The 21928-nt window shown below is 64.7% G+C and carries 18 protein-coding genes and 1 pseudogene; 6 read left to right on the forward strand and 13 right to left on the reverse strand.

Annotation, left to right across the window (positions count from 1 at the left end; all coding sequences use genetic code 11):
• The first annotated feature begins 32 nt into the window (after positions 1–32).
• The gene (locus BKA03_RS07745; RefSeq protein WP_179397840.1) at positions 33–206 is read left to right on the forward strand and encodes a hypothetical protein; all 174 of its coding nucleotides are present in this window, start codon (positions 33–35) and stop codon (positions 204–206) included.
• Between the two features lie 78 nt (positions 207–284).
• Positions 285–839: a hypothetical protein gene (locus tag BKA03_RS07750; protein WP_179397841.1), complete on the forward strand. Its 555-nt coding sequence runs from the start codon at positions 285–287 to the stop codon at positions 837–839.
• Between the two features lie 128 nt (positions 840–967).
• Here BKA03_RS07750 and BKA03_RS07755 read toward each other — a convergent pair whose 3' ends face one another.
• On the reverse strand, positions 968–1969 hold the full coding sequence (locus BKA03_RS07755) for an aldo/keto reductase (RefSeq protein WP_179397842.1): 1002 nt from the start codon (positions 1967–1969) through the stop codon (positions 968–970).
• A 156-nt stretch (positions 1970–2125) separates the two neighbouring features.
• On the opposite strand from BKA03_RS07755, the gene BKA03_RS07760 reads away from it, so the two are divergent.
• Both BKA03_RS07760 and BKA03_RS07765 read left to right on the forward strand, forming a co-directional pair.
• Complete coding sequence (locus tag BKA03_RS07760; RefSeq protein ID WP_179397843.1) at positions 2126–2452, forward strand: hypothetical protein; 327 nt, start codon at positions 2126–2128, stop codon at positions 2450–2452.
• A 125-nt stretch (positions 2453–2577) separates the two neighbouring features.
• Positions 2578–4383, forward strand: coding sequence for a DEAD/DEAH box helicase (locus BKA03_RS07765; protein ID WP_179397844.1), 1806 nt, complete (start codon positions 2578–2580; stop codon positions 4381–4383).
• 81 nt (positions 4384–4464) lie between these two features.
• Here the strand turns inward: BKA03_RS07765 and BKA03_RS07770 are convergent, their stop codons facing one another.
• The 8 genes from BKA03_RS07770 to BKA03_RS07805 form a co-directional block, all read right to left on the reverse strand.
• Complete coding sequence (locus BKA03_RS07770) at positions 4465–5517, reverse strand: zinc-dependent alcohol dehydrogenase family protein (protein ID WP_179398151.1); 1053 nt, start codon at positions 5515–5517, stop codon at positions 4465–4467.
• Between the two features lie 206 nt (positions 5518–5723).
• Positions 5724–6284, reverse strand: coding sequence for an anaerobic ribonucleoside-triphosphate reductase activating protein (gene nrdG / locus BKA03_RS07775; protein ID WP_179397845.1), 561 nt, complete (start codon positions 6282–6284; stop codon positions 5724–5726).
• 12 nt (positions 6285–6296) lie between these two features.
• Entirely contained in the window at positions 6297–8522 is a 2226-nt protein-coding gene (nrdD, locus tag BKA03_RS07780) for an anaerobic ribonucleoside-triphosphate reductase (RefSeq protein WP_179397846.1), read from the reverse strand.
• Between the two features lie 153 nt (positions 8523–8675).
• Positions 8676–9764, reverse strand: a complete 1089-nt coding sequence (locus BKA03_RS07785; RefSeq protein ID WP_218855999.1) for a beta/alpha barrel domain-containing protein — start codon at positions 9762–9764, stop codon at positions 8676–8678.
• 87 nt (positions 9765–9851) lie between these two features.
• Positions 9852–11036, reverse strand: a complete 1185-nt coding sequence (locus tag BKA03_RS15555) for a GGDEF domain-containing protein (protein ID WP_179397848.1) — start codon at positions 11034–11036, stop codon at positions 9852–9854.
• 124 nt (positions 11037–11160) lie between these two features.
• On the reverse strand, positions 11161–11397 hold the full coding sequence (locus BKA03_RS07795; RefSeq protein WP_179397849.1) for a hypothetical protein: 237 nt from the start codon (positions 11395–11397) through the stop codon (positions 11161–11163).
• A 7-nt stretch (positions 11398–11404) separates the two neighbouring features.
• A complete protein-coding gene (locus BKA03_RS07800) occupies positions 11405–12607 on the reverse strand; it encodes an inorganic phosphate transporter (RefSeq protein WP_308477958.1) in 1203 nt (400 codons plus the stop codon).
• Positions 12608–12666: 59 nt separating this feature from the next.
• Positions 12667–14868 carry an amylo-alpha-1,6-glucosidase gene (locus BKA03_RS07805; protein WP_218856000.1) on the reverse strand — a complete coding sequence of 734 codons (2202 nt, stop codon included), beginning with the start codon at positions 14866–14868 and terminating at the stop codon, positions 12667–12669.
• 161 nt (positions 14869–15029) lie between these two features.
• Here BKA03_RS07805 and BKA03_RS07810 point away from each other — a divergent pair, with 161 nt between their 5' ends.
• The gene (locus tag BKA03_RS07810; protein WP_218856001.1) at positions 15030–16151 is read left to right on the forward strand and encodes a glycosyltransferase family 4 protein; all 1122 of its coding nucleotides are present in this window, start codon (positions 15030–15032) and stop codon (positions 16149–16151) included.
• A gap of 25 nt (positions 16152–16176) precedes the next feature.
• On the opposite strand, the gene BKA03_RS07815 is transcribed toward BKA03_RS07810, so the two are convergent.
• Positions 16177–16773 (reverse strand): thymidine kinase, encoded by a 597-nt coding sequence (locus tag BKA03_RS07815; RefSeq protein WP_179397850.1) that lies wholly within the window; start codon positions 16771–16773, stop codon positions 16177–16179.
• Between the two features lie 203 nt (positions 16774–16976).
• Here BKA03_RS07815 and ppdK point away from each other — a divergent pair, with 203 nt between their 5' ends.
• Entirely contained in the window at positions 16977–19700 is a 2724-nt protein-coding gene (gene ppdK, locus BKA03_RS07820; protein WP_308477959.1) for a pyruvate, phosphate dikinase, read from the forward strand.
• Positions 19701–20136: 436 nt separating this feature from the next.
• On the opposite strand, the pseudogene arr reads toward ppdK, so the two are convergent.
• From arr to BKA03_RS07835, 3 genes and pseudogenes are all read right to left on the reverse strand, one after another.
• Positions 20137–20575: pseudogene (gene arr, locus BKA03_RS07825) on the reverse strand (NAD(+)--rifampin ADP-ribosyltransferase).
• A gap of 3 nt (positions 20576–20578) precedes the next feature.
• The gene (locus BKA03_RS07830; RefSeq protein WP_179397852.1) at positions 20579–21472 is read right to left on the reverse strand and encodes a GGDEF domain-containing protein; all 894 of its coding nucleotides are present in this window, start codon (positions 21470–21472) and stop codon (positions 20579–20581) included.
• Positions 21469–21855, reverse strand: coding sequence for a DUF7793 family protein (locus BKA03_RS07835; protein WP_179397853.1), 387 nt, complete (start codon positions 21853–21855; stop codon positions 21469–21471). Before BKA03_RS07835 ends, BKA03_RS07830 begins: the two co-directional genes overlap by 4 nt.
• Between the last annotated feature and the right edge of the window lie 73 nt (positions 21856–21928).

Raw genomic sequence — 21928 nt, forward strand, 5'->3', positions numbered from 1 at the left:
GCCCGCCCCACCACGGGCCCTCGCTGTACAAGGTGCTCACGTCGTTCCCTTGCGAAAACGGCAAGACAGGGCGCATCAAGTGGAGCTTCGAGAAGTTTGTGGTGCCGCCGGACGGAAAGGTCTCCCGATTCCAGCCGACCGTCAAGCCCGATGACTCCGCGATCATCGCAGCTACCGAGGGTGCACTCGCCGCACGGGAGGCGTGACCGCACGCCCACCGCATAAATCGGCGGCGATCCGGATAGGGTCTGCGTTAAGAATCGGCATCACCTTTGGGGGACCAGATGTTGCGACGCGGACTTGCGCTCTTGCCCGTTTCGGCGCCTCGGGCGGCGATCGCCGCGTTGTGCGTGATCCTCGCGGTCGCGGGGTGCGATGGGCCTCCACCCGGTGCGAAGGAGACAGTGCAGCGGCTGGCCGCGCTCGATATCGTGACGTCCCCGCCGCCGCAAGGGGTGCGGGTCGCTTATGCCGAGGACTTGGGCAGCGACAGCTCCATTACCGCCCGGGACCCGAGCATCACCGTCGTGTACGCGACAACCGCTTCGATCGACGATGTGCGGAATTTCTACCTCTCCGCCTTTCCGGAGTACGCCATCGGGGAGGGTTGCTGCGCACCCCGCGGAGAGGCCTTCCTCTCGAGCGTCACTACCGGCGACGCGTACGTCGACATTACGATCAGCCCCGGCGCACCGCACTACAAGGGCTACAGCACTCCGTCGCCCAGCCCAGCACCGGAGGGCGCCAACCTGTACGTCGCCGTGGACGTGAGCCCCCGCGTCGCCCGGGATTGGCAGACCGATCCGCGCAAACCCACCACAAGTCAATCTGCACCTTGAGCGCGTCGTGCTCGGCGGCGTCGCCAAAGGCGTCCCAAGGCAAGAGCCTCTTGACGACGACGGGAACGTCCGGGCCCTCAGGGTGCCATTCCTTTGACGGCACACCCGTTTGAGGAGGGTGACTCCCCCTACAACCCCAGCGACTTCATCGCGGCTTCGGGGTAGCGCGCGCCTTGGATGGTCACCGCGTCGGAGGCGGCCGCAATCTCCGCAAGGTCGTCGGGCGTGAGCACTAGGTCGGCCGCCCCCAGGTTCTCGGTCAGCCGGTCCAGGTGGCGGGTCCCTGGGATCGGCACAATCCACGGCTTCCGCGCGAGCAGCCAGGCGAGCGCGATCTGGGCGGTCGTCGTGCCCTTTCTGGTCGCGATGTCGGCCATGAGCTCCACGAGAGCCATATTGACGGAGCGGCTTTCGGCGGCAAAGCGAGGGACGCTGTTGCGGAAGTCGCCTGCGGCGAACTCCGTGTCCACCGCAATCTTCCCCGTAAGGAAGCCCCGCCCGAGTGGGCTGTAGGCGACAAAGCCGATGCCCAGCTCTTCCAGTGTTGTCAGTACCGCGCCCTCAGGGCCACGTTCCCACAGCGAGTACTCGCCCTGCACGGCCGTCACGGGATGGACCGCGTGCGCGCGGCGGATCGTCGCCGCGCTGGCCTCGGACATCCCGAAGTGGCGCACCTTGCCTGCCTCGATGAGATCCTTGACGGCCCCCGCGGTGTCCTCGATGGGGACGTTCGGATCGACGCGATGCTGGTAGAACAGATCGATCGCGTCGATGCCGAGGCGCGCCAGGCACTCGTCGGCTACCCTCTTTACGTGCTCGGGCTGACTGTTAGGGCCGTGGTTCTTGCCGTCGGGCGTGATGTCAAAGGCGAACTTCGTGGCGATGACGACCTGGTCTCGCACTGGACGAAGCGCCTCCCCCACGAGCACCTCGTTGTGAAAGGGGCCATAGAGCTCGGCGGTGTCGAACAGGGTGACGCCAAGTTCGACCGCGTCCCGCAACAGCTTGATGTTGTCGGCACGGTCCGGACCCGGACCGTAAGCCATGCTCATGCCCATGCAGCCAAACCCGATGGCAGAGACCTCGAGGCCGCCGCCCGGCAGGCCATTGCCCAAAACTCGCTTGTCCATTTCAGCATCCTCTCACCGCTAAGTCGCCCGCGCACGCCCCGCGCGACAAGTCCCCGGCCCACCGGCGCAGCACCGCTGCTAGCGTGGAGTAGCTACGTCTGTAGCACGGGCGCATGCGGCCTCGTCGCACGAGCCCAGCAGGCAAAGGAGTGGCTCATGAGCCGCAAGAATTTCGGGGTCCTCGGTGGCCTACTGATTGCATTCGCAGTGCTCCTCACAGGAACTGGTCTCAACTTCGCGACCGATTCCCTCAAGGACACCACTTCGCTCGTGCTGTTGGTCGTAGGCCTAGGAGTGGCCCTCTTGCTGATCATCGGCAATCGGGTCTATGCCTCGTACTGTGCCATTGCCGCATCGACCATCACCGTGATCATGGTTGTCGACATGCTTCGCGGGTCCGGCTTCGATCTCTCGGTCAAGCTCGTCGTGCTTGTCGTTGGCGTCGTTCTGGCGCTGTACTCCACACTCGGAAGCAAAAAGTAGGCGCATTTGATCGTGACTGGTGGGCGACGGGGAAACTCGTCGTCCACTTGGCGCCGGGGGCGCTGAACTCACCGCCCGGGACGCTTGAGGGAGCCGCCGCCGCGCCGACGCACTACCGTTAGGGTATGCCTTCCGATAATTCCGCCGACGCTAATACGGCCGTCGAGTCCCACCACGACCTCACGTTTGCCGAACTCGGATTGGGTGAAGCAGTTCTCAAGGCCCTTCGCGCGGCCGGATACGAGACGCCATCCGCGATTCAGGCGGCCACGATTCCCCACCTCCTTGCTGGGCGCGACGTCGTCGGCCTCGCGCAGACGGGCACCGGAAAGACCGCCGCCTTTGCGCTCCCGATCCTCGAACACCTCGACCGCGCTCAGAAGAACCCTCAAGCCCTCGTTCTCCTGCCCACTCGCGAGCTGGCCCTGCAGGTGTGCGAGTCATTCGAGAAGTACGCGGGTCACAGCGCGGGCGTACACGTGCTCCCCATCTATGGCGGTCAGGGCTACGGGCAGCAACTGTCGGCGTTGCGCCGCGGCGTCCACATCGTGGTCGGCACACCCGGCCGCATCATGGACCACCTTGAAAAGGGCACCCTGGACCTCTCCGAGTTGAAGTACCTGGTGCTCGACGAGGCCGATGAAATGCTCAAGATGGGCTTCGCCGAGGACGTCGAGATCATCCTCGCCAAAACGCCCGAAACCAAGCAGGTTGCTCTCTTCTCCGCCACGATGCCCCAGCAGATTCGCAGGCTCTCCGCGAAGTACCTCCACGACGCTCAAGAGGTCACCGTCAAGGAGAAGACGACCACCTCGGAGAACCTCACGCAGCGCTACCTCGTGGTCTCTTATCCCCAGAAGGTCGACGCTCTCACCCGCATCCTCGAGGTCGAGAACTTCGAGGGGATGATCGTGTTCACGCGCACCAGAAACGAGACCGAGACGCTCGCCGAGAAGCTCCGTGCCAGGGGCTATGCGGCGGCGGCGATCAGCGGCGACGTGGTGCAGGCCCAGCGTGAGCGCACCATCAAGCAGCTCAAGGATGGCAAACTCGACATTCTGGTCGCGACCGATGTTGCCGCCCGCGGGCTCGACGTCGACCGCATCAGCCACGTCGTGAACTTCGACATCCCCATCGACACGGAGTCATACGTGCACCGCGTCGGCCGCACGGGCCGCGCGGGTCGCACGGGCGATGCCATCAGCTTTGTCACGCCGCGCGAGCGCCGCATGCTCACCTCGATCGAGCGTGCGACGAGGCAGCCGCTGACGCAGATGTTCCTGCCCAGCGTCGACGACGTCAACGCCACCCGCCTCGCACGCTTCGATGATCGCATCACGATGGCGCTCGCTCAGGGCGATCGGATCCAGGCGTTCCGCGACATCGTCGGCCACTACGTGGCAAACCACGACGTTCCCGAGGGCGACGTGGCCGCGGCCCTCGCCGTCGTCGCCCAAGGCGACACTCCCCTGCTGCTCGACCCCGCCGAGGAGGCCCGTGCGCCGCAGTTCGTGCGGGAGGAGCGCCCGCTGCACGGCGTGCGTCAGGATGGTCCCAAGGCTGAGCGCTACCGCCGCGACTCTGCGGGACCGACCGCCACCTACCGCATCGCCGTGGGCAAGCGCCACAAGGTCGAGCCGCGCCAGATCGTCGGCGCCATCGCCAATGAGGGCGGCCTGAGCCGTGGTGACTTCGGAGCGATCAAGATCCACCCCAACTTCTCTCTTGTAGACCTCCCCGCGAACCTGCCGGGCGATGTGCTTGGCAAGCTCGCTCGCACGCGCATCAGCGGCGTGCTCATTGACATCAAGCTCGACGGTGGCACCTCGTCGAGCTATGGGGACGGGCGTCCGCCCCGCCACGACCACGCGCCCAAGGGGGATCGGCCCCGTTATGGGGATGGCCAGGGTCGCAAGCCGCGTCACTCGTAGGCGCTCCTGACGGGAGTCCGCGACCTCGGGCGATTGCCCCAGGGTGCGTTGTTCCCTAGGGATGCCCTTCCCTGTGCGCCTCTAGTGAATGAGCACCTTGAGCGCGTCGTTCCCTGCCGCGTTGCCGAAGACGTCGTACGCCTTAAGCATCTCGTCGAACGTGAACTCGTGGGTAACGAACTTCTTGGCCGGGAGCTTGTGCTCGGCGACGAGCTTGAGCAGCATGCCCAGGGTGTTCGTGTTGACGAGCCCCATCGAGATGCCGATGTTGCGGATCCAGAGTTCGTTGAGTTTCAGTTCCACGGGCTTGCCGTGCACGCCGATGTTGGCGACGTGACCTCCGGGGCGCACAACTTCTGTCGCCATGGTGAACGTCAGCGGAATTCCCACGGCCTCGATTGCGACATCCACGCCCTGGCCGTCGGTCAGCGCAAGGACCTGCTTCTTCCAGTCCTTGTCTCCGGAGTTGACGGTGTCCGTCGCTCCGAAGCCCGCCGCGCGCTTGAGCCGGGCAGAATCGAGGTCCACCGCGATGATCTTCGAAGGTCCGTATAGCCGCGCAGTCATGACGGCCGCGAGACCAACAGGCCCCGAGCCGATCACAGCGACCACGTCACCCGGCTTCACCTGTCCGTATTGCACGCCGATCTCGAAGCCTGTCGGCAGGATGTCCGAAAGCAGGATGCCCTCCGCGTCGGTCATGCCCTTGGGCAACTTGTACACGGAGTTTTCGGCGAAGGGCACGCGCACATACTCCGCCTGCGTCCCGTCGATCATGTAGCCGAGGATCCAGCCGATGCCGGCGATTCCCTCCGGGTCGAGGCAGTGGCTGTAGAGGCCCTGGCGGCAATTCGCGCACTTCCCGCAAGAGCTGACGCACGAGAGGATCACGCGGTCGCCGACGGCCAGTTGGGTGATACCCTCCCCCACCTCCGTGATCTCTCCGATGCCCTCGTGGCCAAGGATCCGGCCCACCTCAACCTCGGGCACGTCGCCCTTGAGGATGTGGAGGTCGGTGCCGCAGATGGTTGTGGCGATCATCTTGACGACGACGTCGGTGGGGCTGGTGATGACCGGCCTTGGGACGTCTTTCCAGGCCTTCTTGCCGGGTCCCTCGTAGACGAGGGCCTTCATGTTTGTCGCGTCGGGCGCTTCGTTGCTGCGGCCGAGCGGTGCTCCAGGTGCGATGGTCATGACGCTGACCGATCTGGTCGTCTTCAACGACCTGCTCTCTTGAGCGAGAACCCAGGCGGGAAGTCGGAGGGGTCCGGGCGCTTAGGGCGCCCTTACTTCACCGTACGCCTGTTTGGTTCGACGGGCCGCGCGCGCCTCGGTTTGGCTCAGACCGAGCGCTCCCACGGCACCGCTTCGCCCGCTTGAAGCGAGGCGCGCGCATCGAGGACCCGCTGGTTGAGGCTTCCCCTGAATGCCAGCGTCAGGTCGCGTTGTTCATGCTCGTATCGGCCATCGATCAAGACGTCGAGGTGGCTCAAGAGCTCTTGCTTGTCCGCGCTCTCGCCCACGAGTTCCTCAAACGTGTAGCCGGTCCAGCTCCAGATGGTCTTGGAGGCTCCAAACTCCGCGCGTATACGCCTGACGACGCTCAGCGCCACCTGTGTGTTGAGGAAGGGCTCGCCGCCCAGGAGCGACAGCCCGGCGACCGACTCGTGCGCCAGATCGGTCATGATGCGATCCTCAAGCTCTCGAGTGAACGGCGCGCCCCTCTTGAAGCTCCATGCCGCCTCGTTGAAGCAGTTGTCGCACTTGAAGAGGCAGCCGCTCACATAAAGGCTGCATCGCACGCCCTCGCCGTCAACAAACGAGAACGGCTTGTACTCGGCCACGTGGCTGTGACTCACCTTTTCGGCGACCCACAGGCGAGGTATCGGCGTGAGCGACATCGCTACGGCCCCCTAGTCGGTGGCGGAAAGCGGCACGCGAATGTCGTCCGCCATGTGCTTGACGCGGGCCGAGATCTCAGTGTGACGCCCGTGCACCATCGGCCGCTGCTGGGGGTTGCCCAGGTAGCCGCAGGTGCGCTTGACGACGTCGCACGTGCGCGAGTCCTCGTTACCGCAGCCAGGACACTTGAATCCGCGAGCGGTCGGGTCGAAGTCGCCCGCATATCCGCACTCGTAGCATCGGTCGATCGGCGTGTTGGTGCCCAGGTACCCGACGCGGTCGTACGAGTAGTCCCACACCGCCTCGAGCGCCTTGGGATTCTGTTGCAGCACGGGGTACTCGCAATAGTGAATGAACCCGCCGGAGGTGTGCTGGGCATACTCGGCCTCGAAGTCAAGCTTCTCGAACGGCGTGGGGTTCTTGCGCACGTCGTAGTGGAAGCTGTTCGTGTAATAGTCCTTGTCGGTAATGTCCGCCACCTCACCGAAGCGCTCCTTGTCGAGCCTGCAGAAGCGGTCCGTCAGGCTCTCGGAGGGCGTCGAGTAGACGCTGACCCAGTAGCCGGTCTCGTCCGTCCATTCCAGCGCGTGGGCCCGCAAATTCTTCAGGACGTCGACCGTCAACTCCTTGGCCTCCGGGTTGGACTCCCATGCACCGCCGAAGAAGGCGGTCGCCACCTCATACAGGCCGATGTAGCCGAGCGAGATGGTCGCCCTCCTGTTCCTGAAGAGCGTGTCGACGCTGTCGAGCGGCGAAAGCCTCTGCCCGAACGCGCCGTGGACGTACAGGATGGGCGCGTTGCCTGGAACGGCCTCGGTGCAGCGTCCCGCACGGTAAACGAGCGCATCGTGGACGATCTCGAGACGCTCCTCAAGAAGCGACCAGAACACCTCGGTACTCCCCCGCGCCTCCAGCGCGATACGCGGCAGATTGAGCGTGACAACGCCCAAGTTCATTCGGCCCTCGACCACGTCATTGCCGGCCTCGTCCTCCCAGCCCTGCAGGAACGAGCGGCAACCCATGGGTGCCTTAAAGGAACCCGTGAGCTCGACGATCTTGTCGTAGTTCAGCACGTCGGGGTACATGCGCTTGGTGGCGCACTCGACCGCAAGGGACTTGATGTCGTAGTTGCGGTCTCCTGGCTCAAGGTTCAGGCCCCGCTTCACCGTGAAGAGCAACTTGGGGAAGATCGCGGTGCGACCCTCACTCCCCAGGCCCTTGATGCGAATGTTGAGAATCGCGCGCTGGATCTCGCGCTCGTACCAGCCGGTGCCAAGGCCGAAGCCGACCGACGTGAATGGGGTCTGACCATTGGAGGTAAAGAGCGTGTTGATCTCGTACTCGAGGCTTTGCATCGCGTCGTAGATGTCCTTGCGAGTTTTCGACTGTGCGTACTCCTTGCGGCGCTCGGGGTCCGTCACCCACTCCTCGGCATCGGCGACGTGCTTCGCGAAGTTGAGCGCGGCGTATGGAGACAGCAACTCATCGATGCGGTTGACGGTGCAACCGCCGTACTGGCTGGATGAGACGTTCGCGATGATCTGCGAGATCTGCGCCGTGGCAGTCTGAATCGACTTGGGCGGCTCGACCTGGGCATTTCCGATGCGAAAGCCCCCGGCAAGCATGTTCTTGAAGTCGATGAGGCAGCAGTTAGTCATCGGCGCATAGGGGTGGTAGTCCAGGTCGTGGTAGTGAATGTCGCCCTTTTGGTGGGCGTTCGCCACATGCTCGGGAAGTAGCCGCAGGCCAATGGCCTTGCCCACCATGCCCGCCGTGAGGTCGCGCTGGGTGTTGAAGACGTCCGAGTCCTTATTCGCGTTCTCGTTGACAACGGCCTGGTCCTTGTCGAGCAGGCGGTTGATCGAATGATTGAGGTCGGTGGACTTGCTGCGTGCGAAGTCGCGCTGGACTCGGTAGTCGATGTAGGCGCGCGCCACGTCGTACTCGCGTGCCTCGAGCAACACGTGCTCGACCACGGACTGGATCTCGTAAATCTTGACCGATGTTGGAAAGCGCTCGGCGAGTTCGGCGTCGATCTGGTCGATGAGACCGCGGATCGTGCGGACGTGCATCTCGTTGAGGTCGCCGTGGACCGCAACGAATGCCTTGTGCACGGCGGAACGGATGCGGTTGTCGTCAAAGCGAAGCGTCCGGCCATCGCGCTTGACGACATTGAGCGTGGCTCGAGCAGATGCCTTCGAGGATTGTGCCGCAGGGTCGACTTCGGTGATGCTCATGGCTCTCCTCGAGTGGGGTCTTGGCTTGGGTGCACCCGGGACTCAGGTCACACCCTTGGGGGCGCTAAACACTAGATGTAGTGCAAAGCGCGATGCACCAACACTAAATGTGGGACCGATGCGGATGTGGGCCTTTGGTCCGTGGCGGCGCCGTCAGGCGGGACGGGATGCCTCGGCGACGCCGTGTATCCGCACCCCAAGCAGGGGGTCGAACATCGCGCCAGTCGCGCTCATGACGGCGTCCGCGCCCGCGTGACGTAGGGTCGCGTAGTCGTGTTCCGTTCTCACACCGCCGATGCCGACGATGGCGAAGTCGCGGTTGCCACGGTCTCTCAGGGTGGCCAGGCGTTCGGTCATCTCGAGGCCAGCCCACGCGATTGCGGCACCACATACTCCGCCCACCTCGCGTCCCTTGCCTGGCAGAGCCTGGCCTCCGTCGGCGCCGACGAGAGTGGCGGGAATGGTGTTGACGGCCGCGTATCCGTCCACCAACGAACTCGTTGCCGCTACCAGCTTCGCGAGGGGCGGGTCCTCCGCGAAATACGCCAACTTCAGCACTAGCGGCATGTCACCAATCGCGTTGCGAATTGCTTCCACGATTTTCACCACCGTCGGCGTGTCGAAGCACAAGAGGTTCGAGGCGCCCTCGTTGGGGCAACTGAGGTTTAGCTCAAGTACCTTCGCGCCCGTCTCCGCGACGAGAGTCGCCGCGCGCACATGATCCGCCACGTACGCCGCCATACGGTCGGCTGAATGGCCATCGGAGCGTGTCCCCTGGAACGATCCCACGAGCACCTGGCCCGAACCGGCGGACTGAACGGCCTTGGCCATGTCGGGCTGCCATTCATCGGGATCGCGAGATGGCACTCCAAAGGAGTTGGTGATGCTTTCAACGTGTCGGAAGTCGGAATCGGCCGTGACGGGGCGCGCGGCGCGCTCCATCGTCAAGGCACCGTCGACGTGAACCGCCAGGGTGTTTGGGAAGGGGTAGGCGCGATGTGCGCGGGTGCGGACGGTCTTGTAGACGTTGACGTCAAAGCCGTGACCGAAGGCCGCGGCACAAAACGCCGCGTTCAGGAGAGGTCCTGCCGGAATGCCAAATGGGCGGGTGACGGGCTGGCCCAAAAACCTCGACCGCGGCTGCTCGGCGCGCACAAAGGGCGAGGACGCGCGGAAGGCCCCAAAGGGACCAAGGGCGTAGTTGTCCTCGTACGTGCGCTGCGGGTCATAGAAGGGAATCATTTCCATCGACGCTAGCGGCGATGAAGCTGCTTCGCGCGGGACGTCCGGCCATGGGTTCGCAGTTGAAACGAAACCCCAGCGAAAACCTCAGCGGACGCCAGAGCCCTCGTCGATCACTGTCTGTGCCCTCCCTCGCCTTTTGGCCTCGTACAGCGCGCCATCTGCCCTGACGATCAGTTGGTCTAGAGAGTCGCGACGATCCCACAAGGCCGCGCCGTAGCTCACGGTTGGCCAGACCTCAGGGTCCGGAGCTGCAGCCGCAAAGGCCTGATCGATGTCGCGCGCCAGTTCGCCGATGCGCTGTCGATCCGCGTCAGCGATCAGAAACACAAACTCCTCGCCGCCAAAGCGCGCCGCGACGTCCTGTGTGCTCAGGGTCTGCCGCACGGCGTCGGCAAACGACACCAGAGCCCTATCGCCGGCCGCATGGCCAAAACGATCATTGATGGCCTTGAAGTGGTCGAGATCGGCGACGATCACCGCCGGTTCGGTGCCACCCGGCGCGGCTCTCAGCACGCTCCCAGCACGTTGACCAAATTCGGTCCTCGTCAACAGACCCGTGAGGTCATCGTTCATCGCCCGTTGCTGCCAGTGGCGGGCCAACCTGTCGTTGCTGAGGGTTGTCACGCTATACGTGACCACGAGTAGTACCAACGTCATGAGGAACGTGGTCATCAACGGACCCGCCCACGTCTCGTAAAACCACGACGCTGGCCCGACGGTGGCGTACGCCACGACCCGCATGGCGTAGAACGCCGACAACACGGTTGATGCGACCGCCATCGAGACGATTGCCGCGATCTTTTCCCCGTCGGCCGATCTTCGATTCGCCGCTCGCTTATCTTCGTGACGGAGGGCCCATAGCTCGCTCGCTGCAAGACCCACAAAGAGCGACATCCCCACCAAGAGGACAGCGCCACCAGGCCACGCGTCACCCCTAGGATGCTCGATTTCCGTCCCCACTGCCACTACAACGCCAACGACGACGGGTACCCACCAAGGGAGGCGTCTCTGCCGCAGAGAACGTGCGGCCACCCAGGTGAAGAGGGCCCCCACCACGGAAATCGCGTTGCCGAACGCGGCGCATCCGACGGAAAGGGACGCCTCGCCCGTCATGAGGATCACGGTGGTCAGCCCGGACGCGGCGAGCGCCGCACTCCACCACCCAGCAAAGGGGGCGCGCGTGGTGCGATACGTGCCCAGAAACACCAGCACGAACGCGCAGACGGCGACGGCTGCCTGTACGACGCGCAACGTCTCTAGGTCAAGCACATGTCGAGCCTAGGGCCCGGCGGTGAATTGTGCGCGCATCGCGGTGGTGTTCTCGACGCCCGTCGGCGAACGCATCTCCGCCAAATCACCCGAACAGGCGATTATGCCTGCGTACGAGGAGAAATTAGTGGCCGCCTCTGCCAATGATCACGATGGCGGTCACGATCGCGCCGACGATCACCGCGAAGCAGGCCAGCGCCAACGCGATACGAGAACGCGGCCGGCGCCCAACGTCGTTCGTGGACCCGGGACCGGCAAGCGAGCGCACACCCACGGCGAATAGCGCAGGCAGGCCCGCGCCGACGACGAGCCCGACGACCACGATCTTGCCGAGGGCGCCCCATTCGATATAGCCGGTCATGGCAAACCTACCTTTGTGCCATCGGTTCGGTGTGATCCTCTGGCGAGTGCGAGAGCAGCGTCGGGTCGTGGTCGACGATCGACTCCCCTATCGTCGATGTCGCGTCGGACGGCCCGTCCCACGCGTCGTTGACGTTGGCGTGGTTGATGGGCCTGAGCCTTGACCGCCCATAAAGGGCGCCTGCGGCTACGAGCAAGAAGGCGAAGACGACGTACGGGCCGGCTAGTCGGTCGAGTCCATAGCACGCTGCACCTACAGAGCCCGCTGCGGGGACGGTCACGAGCCATGCTGTGAGCATGCGTCCCGCCACTGACCACCTCACATAAGCGCCCTTCTTGCCCACACCTGAGCCCAACACGGAGCCGGTGGCCACGTGCGTTGTCGACAGCGAGTAGCCGAAGTGGCTCGACAGCAGGATGACGGTGGCGGTCGAAGCTTCGGCGGCGAGGCCTTGGCGCGACTCCAGTTCCACGAGGCCCTTGCCGAGGGTGCGAATCACGCGCCAGCCGCCCGTATACGTTCCAAGCGCCATCGCCATCGCGCAGCTAATGATGACCCAGAACGGCACCGAAGAGTCTTGACCCACCGCTCCGCCGGCGATCAGGGCGAGAAGGATGATTCCCATCGACTTCTGGGCGTCATTGGTACCGTGCGCGAGCGACACGAGCGAGGCTGAGCCGATTTGGCCCCACCGAAACATGCGGTCGTTTTCTCGTTGAGGAACGTCCTTGGTGGAGCGGAACACCAACCGCGTGCCAACCGAGCTCACCATGATCGCCACCACTGGCGCCAGGAGGGCAGGAATGAGCACCTTGGCGACCAGTCCGTGCCACAGCACACCGTCGGTCCCCGACGCCGCCAACACGGCTCCCACCATCCCGCCGACGAGGGCGTGGGAGGAACTGGACGGGATCGCCAAGACCCATGTGACGAGGTTCCACACGATTCCGCCGACCAGGCCCCCGAGCACCACGTCGAGCGTGATGACCCCCGCGTCGACGATCCCCTTGGCGATCGTTGCGGCGACAGTGAGAGACAAAAAGGCGCCCACCATGTTGAGAGTCGCGGAAAGCAGGACGGCCTGCCGGGGTTTGAGCGCACGCGTCGCAATGGACGTGGCCATAGCGTTGCCCGTGTCGTGGAAGCCGTTGGTGAAGTCGAAGGCGAGGGCCGTCACCACGACAATGACGAGCAACACTGGGTCAGTCACGTTCCCATTGTGGACCTTTTTGAGCGGGACCTATGGGCATTTTGGCAGGTTGCTTCCACCTACCGGCGCCACGCCGCCCCAGAGACGTCCGCAACTGGCGCCGTCAGTGCCCCATCGCCGCACGAGGTCCCCATCCCGTCAAGGAGCCCGGTCACCACTGCGCCCGTTTCGTCGGCGTCGATGTCGACCTCAATGTCACCCAAGGACAGGCCTCGCAGGCGCACTCTGCCGATCACGGCGGGCACTGCGCACGCTTTGAAGGCGCCCCGTGGAACATCCGCGTCCATGCCCATGCAAATTCGCAACATTTCGAAGGGCGTGGCTGCGGCCCATGCCTGCGGAGAGCACGATGTCGGATACGGAATGGGGACGGACGCATCGGACCTCGGAAACCCACAGAACAACTCAGGCAGCCGACCGCCGAAGGCCTCAAGCGCATCTAGCAGCCCGGTGGTCACCTTCACGGCCGCATCGCGCCTGCCGTAACGGGCCATCCCTGCCGCCGTCAATACGGAGTCGTGCGGCCAAACCGAGCCGTTGTGGTAGCTGGCGGGGTTGTAGCGGAGTGACTGCGAAGACAGGGTCCTAATGCCGAATCCCGTGAACATGTCAGGCTCGAGCAAGCGGTCGACCACTTGGTCGGCCACCTCCTCTGGGACGATGCCAGACCACAGGCAGTGCCCGATGTTCGAGGTCACCACACGCACCTGCTCCTTGTGTGCGTCGAGAGCGAGCGCGTAGAAGCCCTCGTCAGGCATCCAGAACGACTCATGAAAGCGCGCTCTCAGCGCCGAGGCTCGGCCCCGAAGGTGTTCCGCCCTCTCGGTGTTGCCGTTTGCCTCGTCGAGGTCCGCCGCGGCCAGGTAGGCCGCGTAGCAGTAGGCCTGGACCTCGGCCAGTGCGACGGGCGGCTCGACATTCCTGCCGTCGCTGTGCGCCACCGAGTCGGAGCTGTCCTTCCAACCCTGGTTCAGGAGCCCACGGTCGGTGCCCCTCATGTACTCGACGAAACCGTCGCCGTCGCGGTCTCCGTGGTCTGTGATCCAGGCGATCGCCCTGTCGACGGCGGGCTGCAGTACCGCGAGCTCGCTCAAGGGCACGCCCCAGCGATACGCCCTGCCGACGAGCATCACGAAGAGTGGCGTCGAGTCGATCGAGCCGTAGTAAACGCGGTCGCCTCCGAGGGCGAGCGATTGGTCGGCACCCAGCCGCACCTCGTGGAGAATCCGGCCAGGCTGCTCCTCCGTCATGGGCGACTCTCGCGTACCTTGCAGGCGTGCAAGGGTGCGCAGAGTCCCGAGCGCCAAGTCGGGCGCGAAGGGAAGCATCATCCAACTCGTGAGGAGGGAATCGCGTCCAAACAGGGCCATGAACCACGGCGCACCGGCGGCCACCACGTCGTCTTCCGGATATGCGGGGTCGATGATGCGGAGCGCACCAAGGTCGCGCTTGCTCGTGGACAACGCCGCCGCGAGCACGGTGTTGTCGACCGACTCCGTTGGCATCGCGTCGTGCCAATCTTGCATGCGGCGGGCGGGCTCGGTGGACTCGAGGGGGCGGCCGAGTGGATATGTGGCGGCGAGTTCGATTCCTGCGACGGTGGGGAGCACCTCGACACTTGTGCGCCACTCCCCGTGAGCCGGGACCACGACTCGGAAAGTGAGGGCACCGGGGACCGCTTGGCCGTCAGGAGATCCTATCCGCACGCCGCGCTCGTCCGTCGCCACGGCCGCGACGCGGAAACTCAACTCGTTGCGGTCCACGGCCGAGATCACGGCGAGGGGTCGCACCGCCCTGCGTTCCTTCACCTCGAAAAGGTCGGCAAAGTCGACGTCAGCGTGCAACGCGATATCCAGACCCGCGGGTTCGTGCCCATAGTTGGCGATCGCGATGTCCTCGCGCATTCCCTGCCCCACCATGCGGTGGCGGGCCACGATCACGGTCGGCTCGGTGCTCCCCGGTCGCGCGGGGATGCGACCCACAAACCGGCACTCGTACGGCTCGGCCGACAGGACGCTGAGCGGCTCGATCTCGTGACCATCGATGCGCAGCTGCCACCTGGACAGCACGCGCGTGTCCTGAACGAACAAACCGTCAGCCTGGTGAGGCATGATGTCGCCGTTCGTTTGCGACACGCAAAACGTGGAGCCCTCCATGAGGGTGACGACCGCTTCAATATGCGGAACCGAGCCGATGCCGCTTGGCCTGGAGTGGTCCTGCTTCAAGGCGGCCGTTCGTGGCGCGGCGATGGGGTCAATCACTAAGCGATCATCCCCTTCCCCAAGCACCCTGGAGAAGCAAGTGTCTGGCCAGCGCAACTCTAAGTTGCGATTGTATCCGGAAAGAGCCTATGCTGGCAACCAGGCCTCGTCTTCGTAATCGCCGCCCACCCCGGGGCAGCGCGACGCGGGGAGGTGTCCGAATGTCGCAGATCGCCGAAATAGAGAACGCATCGCGTGCGGGCGCCGCCAGTCGGCCCCTCAGGATCGGGATGGTCGCCCCGCCGTGGTTCACGGTACCTCCGCGCGGATACGGCGGCACGGAAGCGGTGGTCGCATCGCTCGTCGATCAGTTGGTCACCCGTGGCCACGAGGTGACGCTTATCGCCGCGGGCAACCCCGGCACGAAGGCACAACACTTCATTTGCAGCCATGAGCAGCCTCCCTCGCATCTGCTCGGATCCGATGCCATGCCCGAACTCGTACACGCGGCGGAGGCGAGCCGAGCCCTGTCGGTCCTGGACCTGGACCTCATCCACGACCACTCGGCCGCGGGTCCCTTGCTCGCGCGTGGCAGACGGCTACCCACTGTCGTGACGATGCACGGCCCAGTGGCTGGTCCCAATGGCGACTACTTTCGCCGGTTGGGTCCCACGATCGACATCGTCGCCATTTCCGATGCGCAGCGTGTGCAGGCACCGGACCTCAATTGGGTCGGAACCGTGCACAACGCGGTCGACGTGGCGTCGTTCCCCTTTCGCAGGGACAAGAGCGACGTCGTGCTGTGGATCGGCCGCTTCAGCCCGGATAAGGGCGCCCACCTCGCGATCGAGATAGCGCGCAAGGCTGGCAAGCACATCATTCTGGCAGGCAAGCTCAACGAACGTCCCGAGAGGGAGTACTTCGATCGCGTCATCGGGCCCATGCTTGGGCGCGACACGGAGTTCGTGGGAGAGGCGGACGCGACCCTCAAGCGCGAGCTGTTCTCAATGGCCGCGTGTCTGCTGTCCCCCATCCAGTGGGAGGAGCCCTTCGGGATGGTGATGGTCGAGGCTCTCGCGTGCGGCACGCCCGTGGTGTCTACCAGCCGCGGAAGCGTCCCCGAGATCGTCCGCCACGGCCACACCGGCTTCATCGCCGACGACGTCGACTCGCTGTGCGCCGCCGTCCAGCGGGCTGGAGAGATCGATCCCGCCGAGTGCCGCCGAGACGCCGAGGAGCGCTTCGATCTGCCGGTCATGGCTGCCGGTTATGAGCGCATCTACCGAATGCTGGCGGAGGGCGGTGCGGGAATTCGCTCGCTCACCCAGGGGCGCGTGGCGTGAGCGTGGAGCGAGCCGTGGGGCGGGCTCAGTTGTTGACTGCGGTGAGCGGCCCGACCTTTTCCAGATAGCACCGACCGCACAGGGACTCGTACGTCGCCTGCTGGCCGTCGATCGCGACCTGTGCGCCATGGCTGACAAAGGCGCCGCCCACGATGCGGGCGTTGAAGATCGCTTTGGATCCGCATCGGCAAATGGTCTTGAGCTCCTCGATCGAGTGCGCGATCTCCATGAGTCGCAGCGAACCGGGGAAGGATCGCGTCATGAAGTCGCCCCGTAGCCCGTAGCAAAGCACGGGTACTCCACGCGTGACGGCGACCATGAACGCCTCGTCCACCTGTGAAGGCGTGAGGAACTGCGCCTCGTCGACAAACACGGCGTCGATCTGGTCGAGGGGCCGATGCAACTCCAGCGCGTCGAGGAACGAATCGTCGGGGCCCAACAGGATGTCGACACGCCTTTCGACCCCGATGCGCGATGAGACAAACTGGCCGGCCTTGGTGTCGATGCCCGGCTTGACGAGCACGGGGTGCTGATCGCGTTCTTCGTAGTTGTACGCGGCGGTGAGCAGCAGGGCGGACTTGGACGAGTTCATCGCCCCGTACCGGAAGTACAGCTTCGCCATGTGTGCCCTTTCGTCCTTCGCGTACGCGCAGGTTTCCTGCAAGCACACTACTGGCGACGAAGGCGGAGGGCGCGCAGTGGGGGCCGGGCTCCGCCGTTGAGAATTGTCTATCCGGGCCCTAAGACCCCCCTCGAGCGCGCCGCGCGTGGAGAGACTGAATGCGTCCCGGCAATGGCGCCGGGACTTGCGCGCGGAGGTGCATCGTGGAGAAGTACGTCTATGACTTCAGCGAGGGAAACCGGGATCTCAAGGATCTCCTCGGGGGCAAGGGCGCGAACCTTGCGGAGATGACGAACCTGGGGCTACCTGTGCCCCCGGGCTTCACCATCACGACCGACGCGTGTCGTACGTACATGCAAACCACCAAGCTCCCGCCTGAACTGCGTGTGCAGGTCACGATGGCGCTACGGCGTCTCGAAGACTCGCTCGGACGGCTGTTGGGTGACACCAACGATCCGTTACTCGTGTCGGTACGCTCGGGCGCCAAGTTCTCGATGCCAGGAATGATGGAGACCGTCCTCAACGTGGGACTCAACGACGCCTCGGTCGAAGGCCTCGCGACCTTCGCCGGAGACGCACGCTTCGCCTGGGACTCCTACCGCCGCTTGATCCAGATGTTCGCCAAGACGGTACTCGGCATCGACGGCGACCTGTTTAGCAACGCGCTCGATGCGAAGAAGAAGGCTAGCGGGGTCATGGCCGATACGGAACTTCCCGCCGAGGACCTGCGCGCCCTCGTGGACGAGTTCAAGGCCATCGTGAAGGCCGAGTCCGGCAGAGACTTCCCCCAACAACCGCGTGAGCAGCTCGACCTCGCGATCGAAGCGGTGTTCAATTCCTGGAACACCGATCGTGCGCGCCTCTACCGCCGACGCGAGCGCATCTCCGACGATCTCGGTACCGCCGTCAACGTCGTGGCAATGGTCTTCGGCAACCTCGGCGAGGACTCGGGAACCGGGGTGTGCTTCACCCGCGACCCTGCGACCGGCATGGTCGGCGACTACGGCGACTACCTACCGAATGCCCAGGGCGAGGATGTCGTCGCCGGCATCAGGAACACCCTGTCCCTGGCCGACTTCGAGCAGCTCGACAAGAAAGCCTTCGACGAGTTGCGTCAAGCCATGCGCAGGCTCGAGAGCCACTACCGAGACCTATGCGACATCGAGTTCACCGTGGAGCGGGGCAAGCTGTGGATGCTGCAAACCCGGGTGGGCAAGCGCACCGCAGCCGCCGCGTTCCGGATTGCGAATCAGCTGGTAGATGAGCACATCATCACCTTGGACGAGGCGCTCGAGCGGGTGACCGGCGAACAACTCAACAAGTTGATGTTCCCGCAGTTTGACCCCAAGGCCAAGCGCAAGTTGTTGGCTACGGGCATGGCGGCCTCCCCCGGCGCCGCCGTGGGTGCGGCCGTGTTCGCCTCGTCCACCGCTCAAGAGTGGGCCGAGCAGGGCAAGGACGTGATCCTCGTCCGTCGTGAGACCAACCCCGACGACCTGGGCGGCATGATCGCCTCCGTCGGCGTTCTCACCTGTAGGGGTGGCAAGACGTCCCACGCGGCCGTGGTGGCGCGCGGCATGGGCACCACCTGCGTGGTCGGCGCCGAGGCACTCCTCGTCGATGCGGAGGCCAGGACCGTCACCGTGGGCGACCGAGTGGTCAAAGAGGGCGACATCATCGCGATTGACGGCTCCACCGGCGAGGTGTTCCTCGGTAGCGTGCCGGTGACACCCTCCCCCGTGGTGCGCTACCTCGAGGAGGGTCTCGACGTTGCGCTGTCGGAGCTCGCGGAGGACGACGAAAACACTCGCGACCTGGTGGTTGCAGTCCACGAAATCCTGAGCCACGCCGACGCGGCGAGGCGATTGGGGGTGTACGCGAACGCGGACACTCCCGACGATGCGAAGCGGGCACGCACGTGGGGCGGCGAGGGCATCGGCCTGTGCCGCACGGAACACATGTTCCTGGGCGAGCGGCGCGAGCTGATCGAGCACGTGATTTTGGCTACCACTGACGACGAGCGGCAAGCGGCGTTCGACGCGCTCCTCCCCCTGCAAAGGGAGGACTTCATTGGGATCCTTGAGCAAATGGACGGCCTGCCGGTCACCATCAGGCTCATCGATCCGCCGCTTCACGAGTTCCTGCCGGACCTCACCGAGCTCTCCGTCAAGGTGGCCCTGGCCAAGGAGCGCGGGGAGACCGGCCCGGAGGTAGACCGCGACGCACTCTTGCTCCCTGCGGTGGTGCGCATGCACGAGGCGAACCCAATGCTGGGCTTGCGCGGGGTGCGCCTCGGGATTGTGATCCCCGGCCTGTTCACGTTGCAGATGCGGGCGATCGCCGAGGCTCAGGCCGCGCGGATCAAGGCAGGCGGTAAGCCGCATGCGGAGATCATGGTCCCGCTCGCGGCGTCGGTGATGGAGCTACACCTCGTGAAGGACGAGGCCGACGCGATCCTGGCGACCGTCGCGGCCGAGCAGGGCGTGGAACTGGACATCCCCGTGGGCGCCATGATCGAACTTCCACGTGCCGCCTTGACTGCTGACCGGATGGCAGATGTGGCCGAGTTCTTCTCCTTTGGCACCAACGATCTGACCCAGACCACGTGGGGCTTCTCGAGGGACGACGTCGAGGGCGCGTTCTTCAACCCCTACACGGAGAAGGGCGTGTTCAGCGTGTCGCCCTTCGAGAGTGTGGACCGACTGGGGGTGGGCCGCCTCATCAAGATCGCCATCGAGGAGGGCCGCTCTACCCGCCCGGACATCAAGCTGGGTGTCTGCGGCGAACACGGGGGCGATCCCGAGTCGATCCACTTCTTCCACGAGGTGGGCCTGAACTACGTCTCGTGCTCGCCGTTCCGTATTCCAGTAGCGCGGCTCGAGGCCGGGCGCGCCGCAGTGCTGAAGGGCGGTAGCGACACGCGCTGACCCGTCTCGGCCGAGATGGTGACCAATTTCGGTGAGTCATCGGGTTCACCGGTCTTGACACCTGCGCGGCTTGGGTCGTAACTCGTTGTCTTGTCCTGAAGCCGGGTGCCATTCCAGCGCTGCAATCCAAGGAGCAACCACGAGGCGCACGGTCATGATGACCGCTTCACTCGTGATGGGAACTTCGCTTGGCTCGATGACGCGGACGGGGGTAGCCGATATCGCGGCGCGCAGTTGGCCCGGACGCAGGCCCGCCTACCGCTCCCCCGTCCGCACCGAAGGCGCCTTCGACCGACGCGCACCAAGACGTAGTTCACACACTCGGACATCACCAGCGGACGCCTTCGTGTGATTAGTCGACACAGTGGACCCGGCCGCCGCTTCGGCGGAACGGGACAGTGCCACATAACAACACGGGCCTGTGAGCCAGAAGCACTCAGTCGTAGATTACTGACTCGCCCCGGAGCCTGAGCTGTTCGAGTCCGTCCCTCATCCCCTGCACCTGCTCAGGAGTGCGCCCCACCCAGTCGTCGAGTTCCCCGACAACGCGCACGGGCTCTTTGGTGCGGTAGGACTTGGTCGCATTGCCCGGGAACTTCTTGTCTGTCAGATTCGGGTCGTCCTGGAGCGCGCCCGTAGGTTCTACCAGGTAGATTCTGCCCCTCCCCTCCCCTCCCCTCGCCGAGTGCGAGTTCGGCTCCCCAGGTGGCAGCATCGAGCGTCTTGGTGAGGTAGATGTGTTTCGCGACACGTCCCTCTTCGAAGTTCGAAGAGTGTCCGGGGGCCAAGAGATCGCCGACGGCCAGATTGGCCTTGGTCCCGTGCAAGTAGCCGCCAGACTCGTGGGCCTCGAACGGCTTTGGCACTTGCGACATGGCTTAGGTCCGTTCTCTGGCTGGGGCGACGACCTCTCCCACCCCTGAGACGGGGGGCCCGAATTGGCCGTGGACATCCTCGTCGTATTCCACGCATTGTCCCGGGCCGCGTCGTTTTGCGTCGTACATCGCGGCATCGGCGGCCGCGATGACAGCGTCGGCAGTCTCGAATCTCGCCGGGCCGAAGGCGACGCCCATGCTGGCCATCACCGTCTCTTGATGAGACCCGATCTCGTATGGCGCTCGGAGAACCATGCAGAGCCGGCACGCGGTGGCCATCGCCTCTTCCGCGGAGACGACTTCATCGAGGAGGACGACAAACTCGTCCCCACCCATCCGGGCGGCGGTGTCGCCCACCCGCACCTCGGCGCTAATACGGCCCGCGACCTCCACCAGCAACTTGTCGCCAGCGGCATGGCCCCAAATGTCGTTGACCGCCTTGAACTTGTCGAGATCGAGAAATAGGACCGCGAAGCCGACAGTGCGCCTGTCCGCCGAGCCCAAGCGGTGGGTAACACGGTCCCAGAGCAGGGTGCGGTTCGCGAGGCCGGTCAGTTGGTCATGGAGCGCTCTGTGACTGAGCTCCTCCGTGGCCATCGCGAGTTCTCCGGTTCGCACAGCGACCCGATTCTCGATCTCGTTGAATGACGCCTCAAGCTCCTCACCAAGAAAGTTCACCCCAGCCGCGACGGCATCCACGATGTCGCCGTCGGGGCCGATCGGCGTGCGGGCGTCGAACCGAAGCGAGGCGTACTCCTGGATGGTGCCCACGATGTCACCAAGCCGCCGCTCGATCTCCCGAACCCCGCCGTCGTCCCTGCCGATGGGCGATACCGGGGAAACCGGATCTTGCTCACCGGAGACTTGCGAGGACTTCTCGTCCCCTTGCCCGCTCATCCCGCGAACCCTTGGAGCCAGGCGATAGCGGAGGCGTCATCATCGAATAGTCGTGTGGAGGCCGCTGGTTTGCTCACGCTGAGGTAAAAGTTCCCCATCAGTCGGCTGACGGGGGTGCCGACGATCAGCGCTACGGCCGCCACGAGGTCGTGCCTGCGCACAAACTCGAGGCGCGCCGACCGATCTTGGGTGAGGATATCGTGTGCGTCCACCAACAGCGGAGCCCTCTTCCCGCCGGTGAGTTCCGCCATCGCACTTGTCGCCGCGACCGCGTCTTCAAGCCCGATCGCAACACCCGAACCCCAGACGAGGTACACGATGCCGTCAGGGCGGAGCCACATCCGGAACTTCGCGTGCACGATCTCAGTGGACTCGCCGCTCATGGGTCCTCCCAAGGTGGGTTGCCTCCATTCTCGCATCTAACGAGACTCCGCGGGGGTGATTTTTGTCACCTCT

The organism is Demequina lutea (assembly GCF_013409005.1).
GTDB classification, from domain to species: Bacteria; Actinomycetota; Actinomycetes; order Actinomycetales; family Demequinaceae; genus Demequina; species Demequina lutea.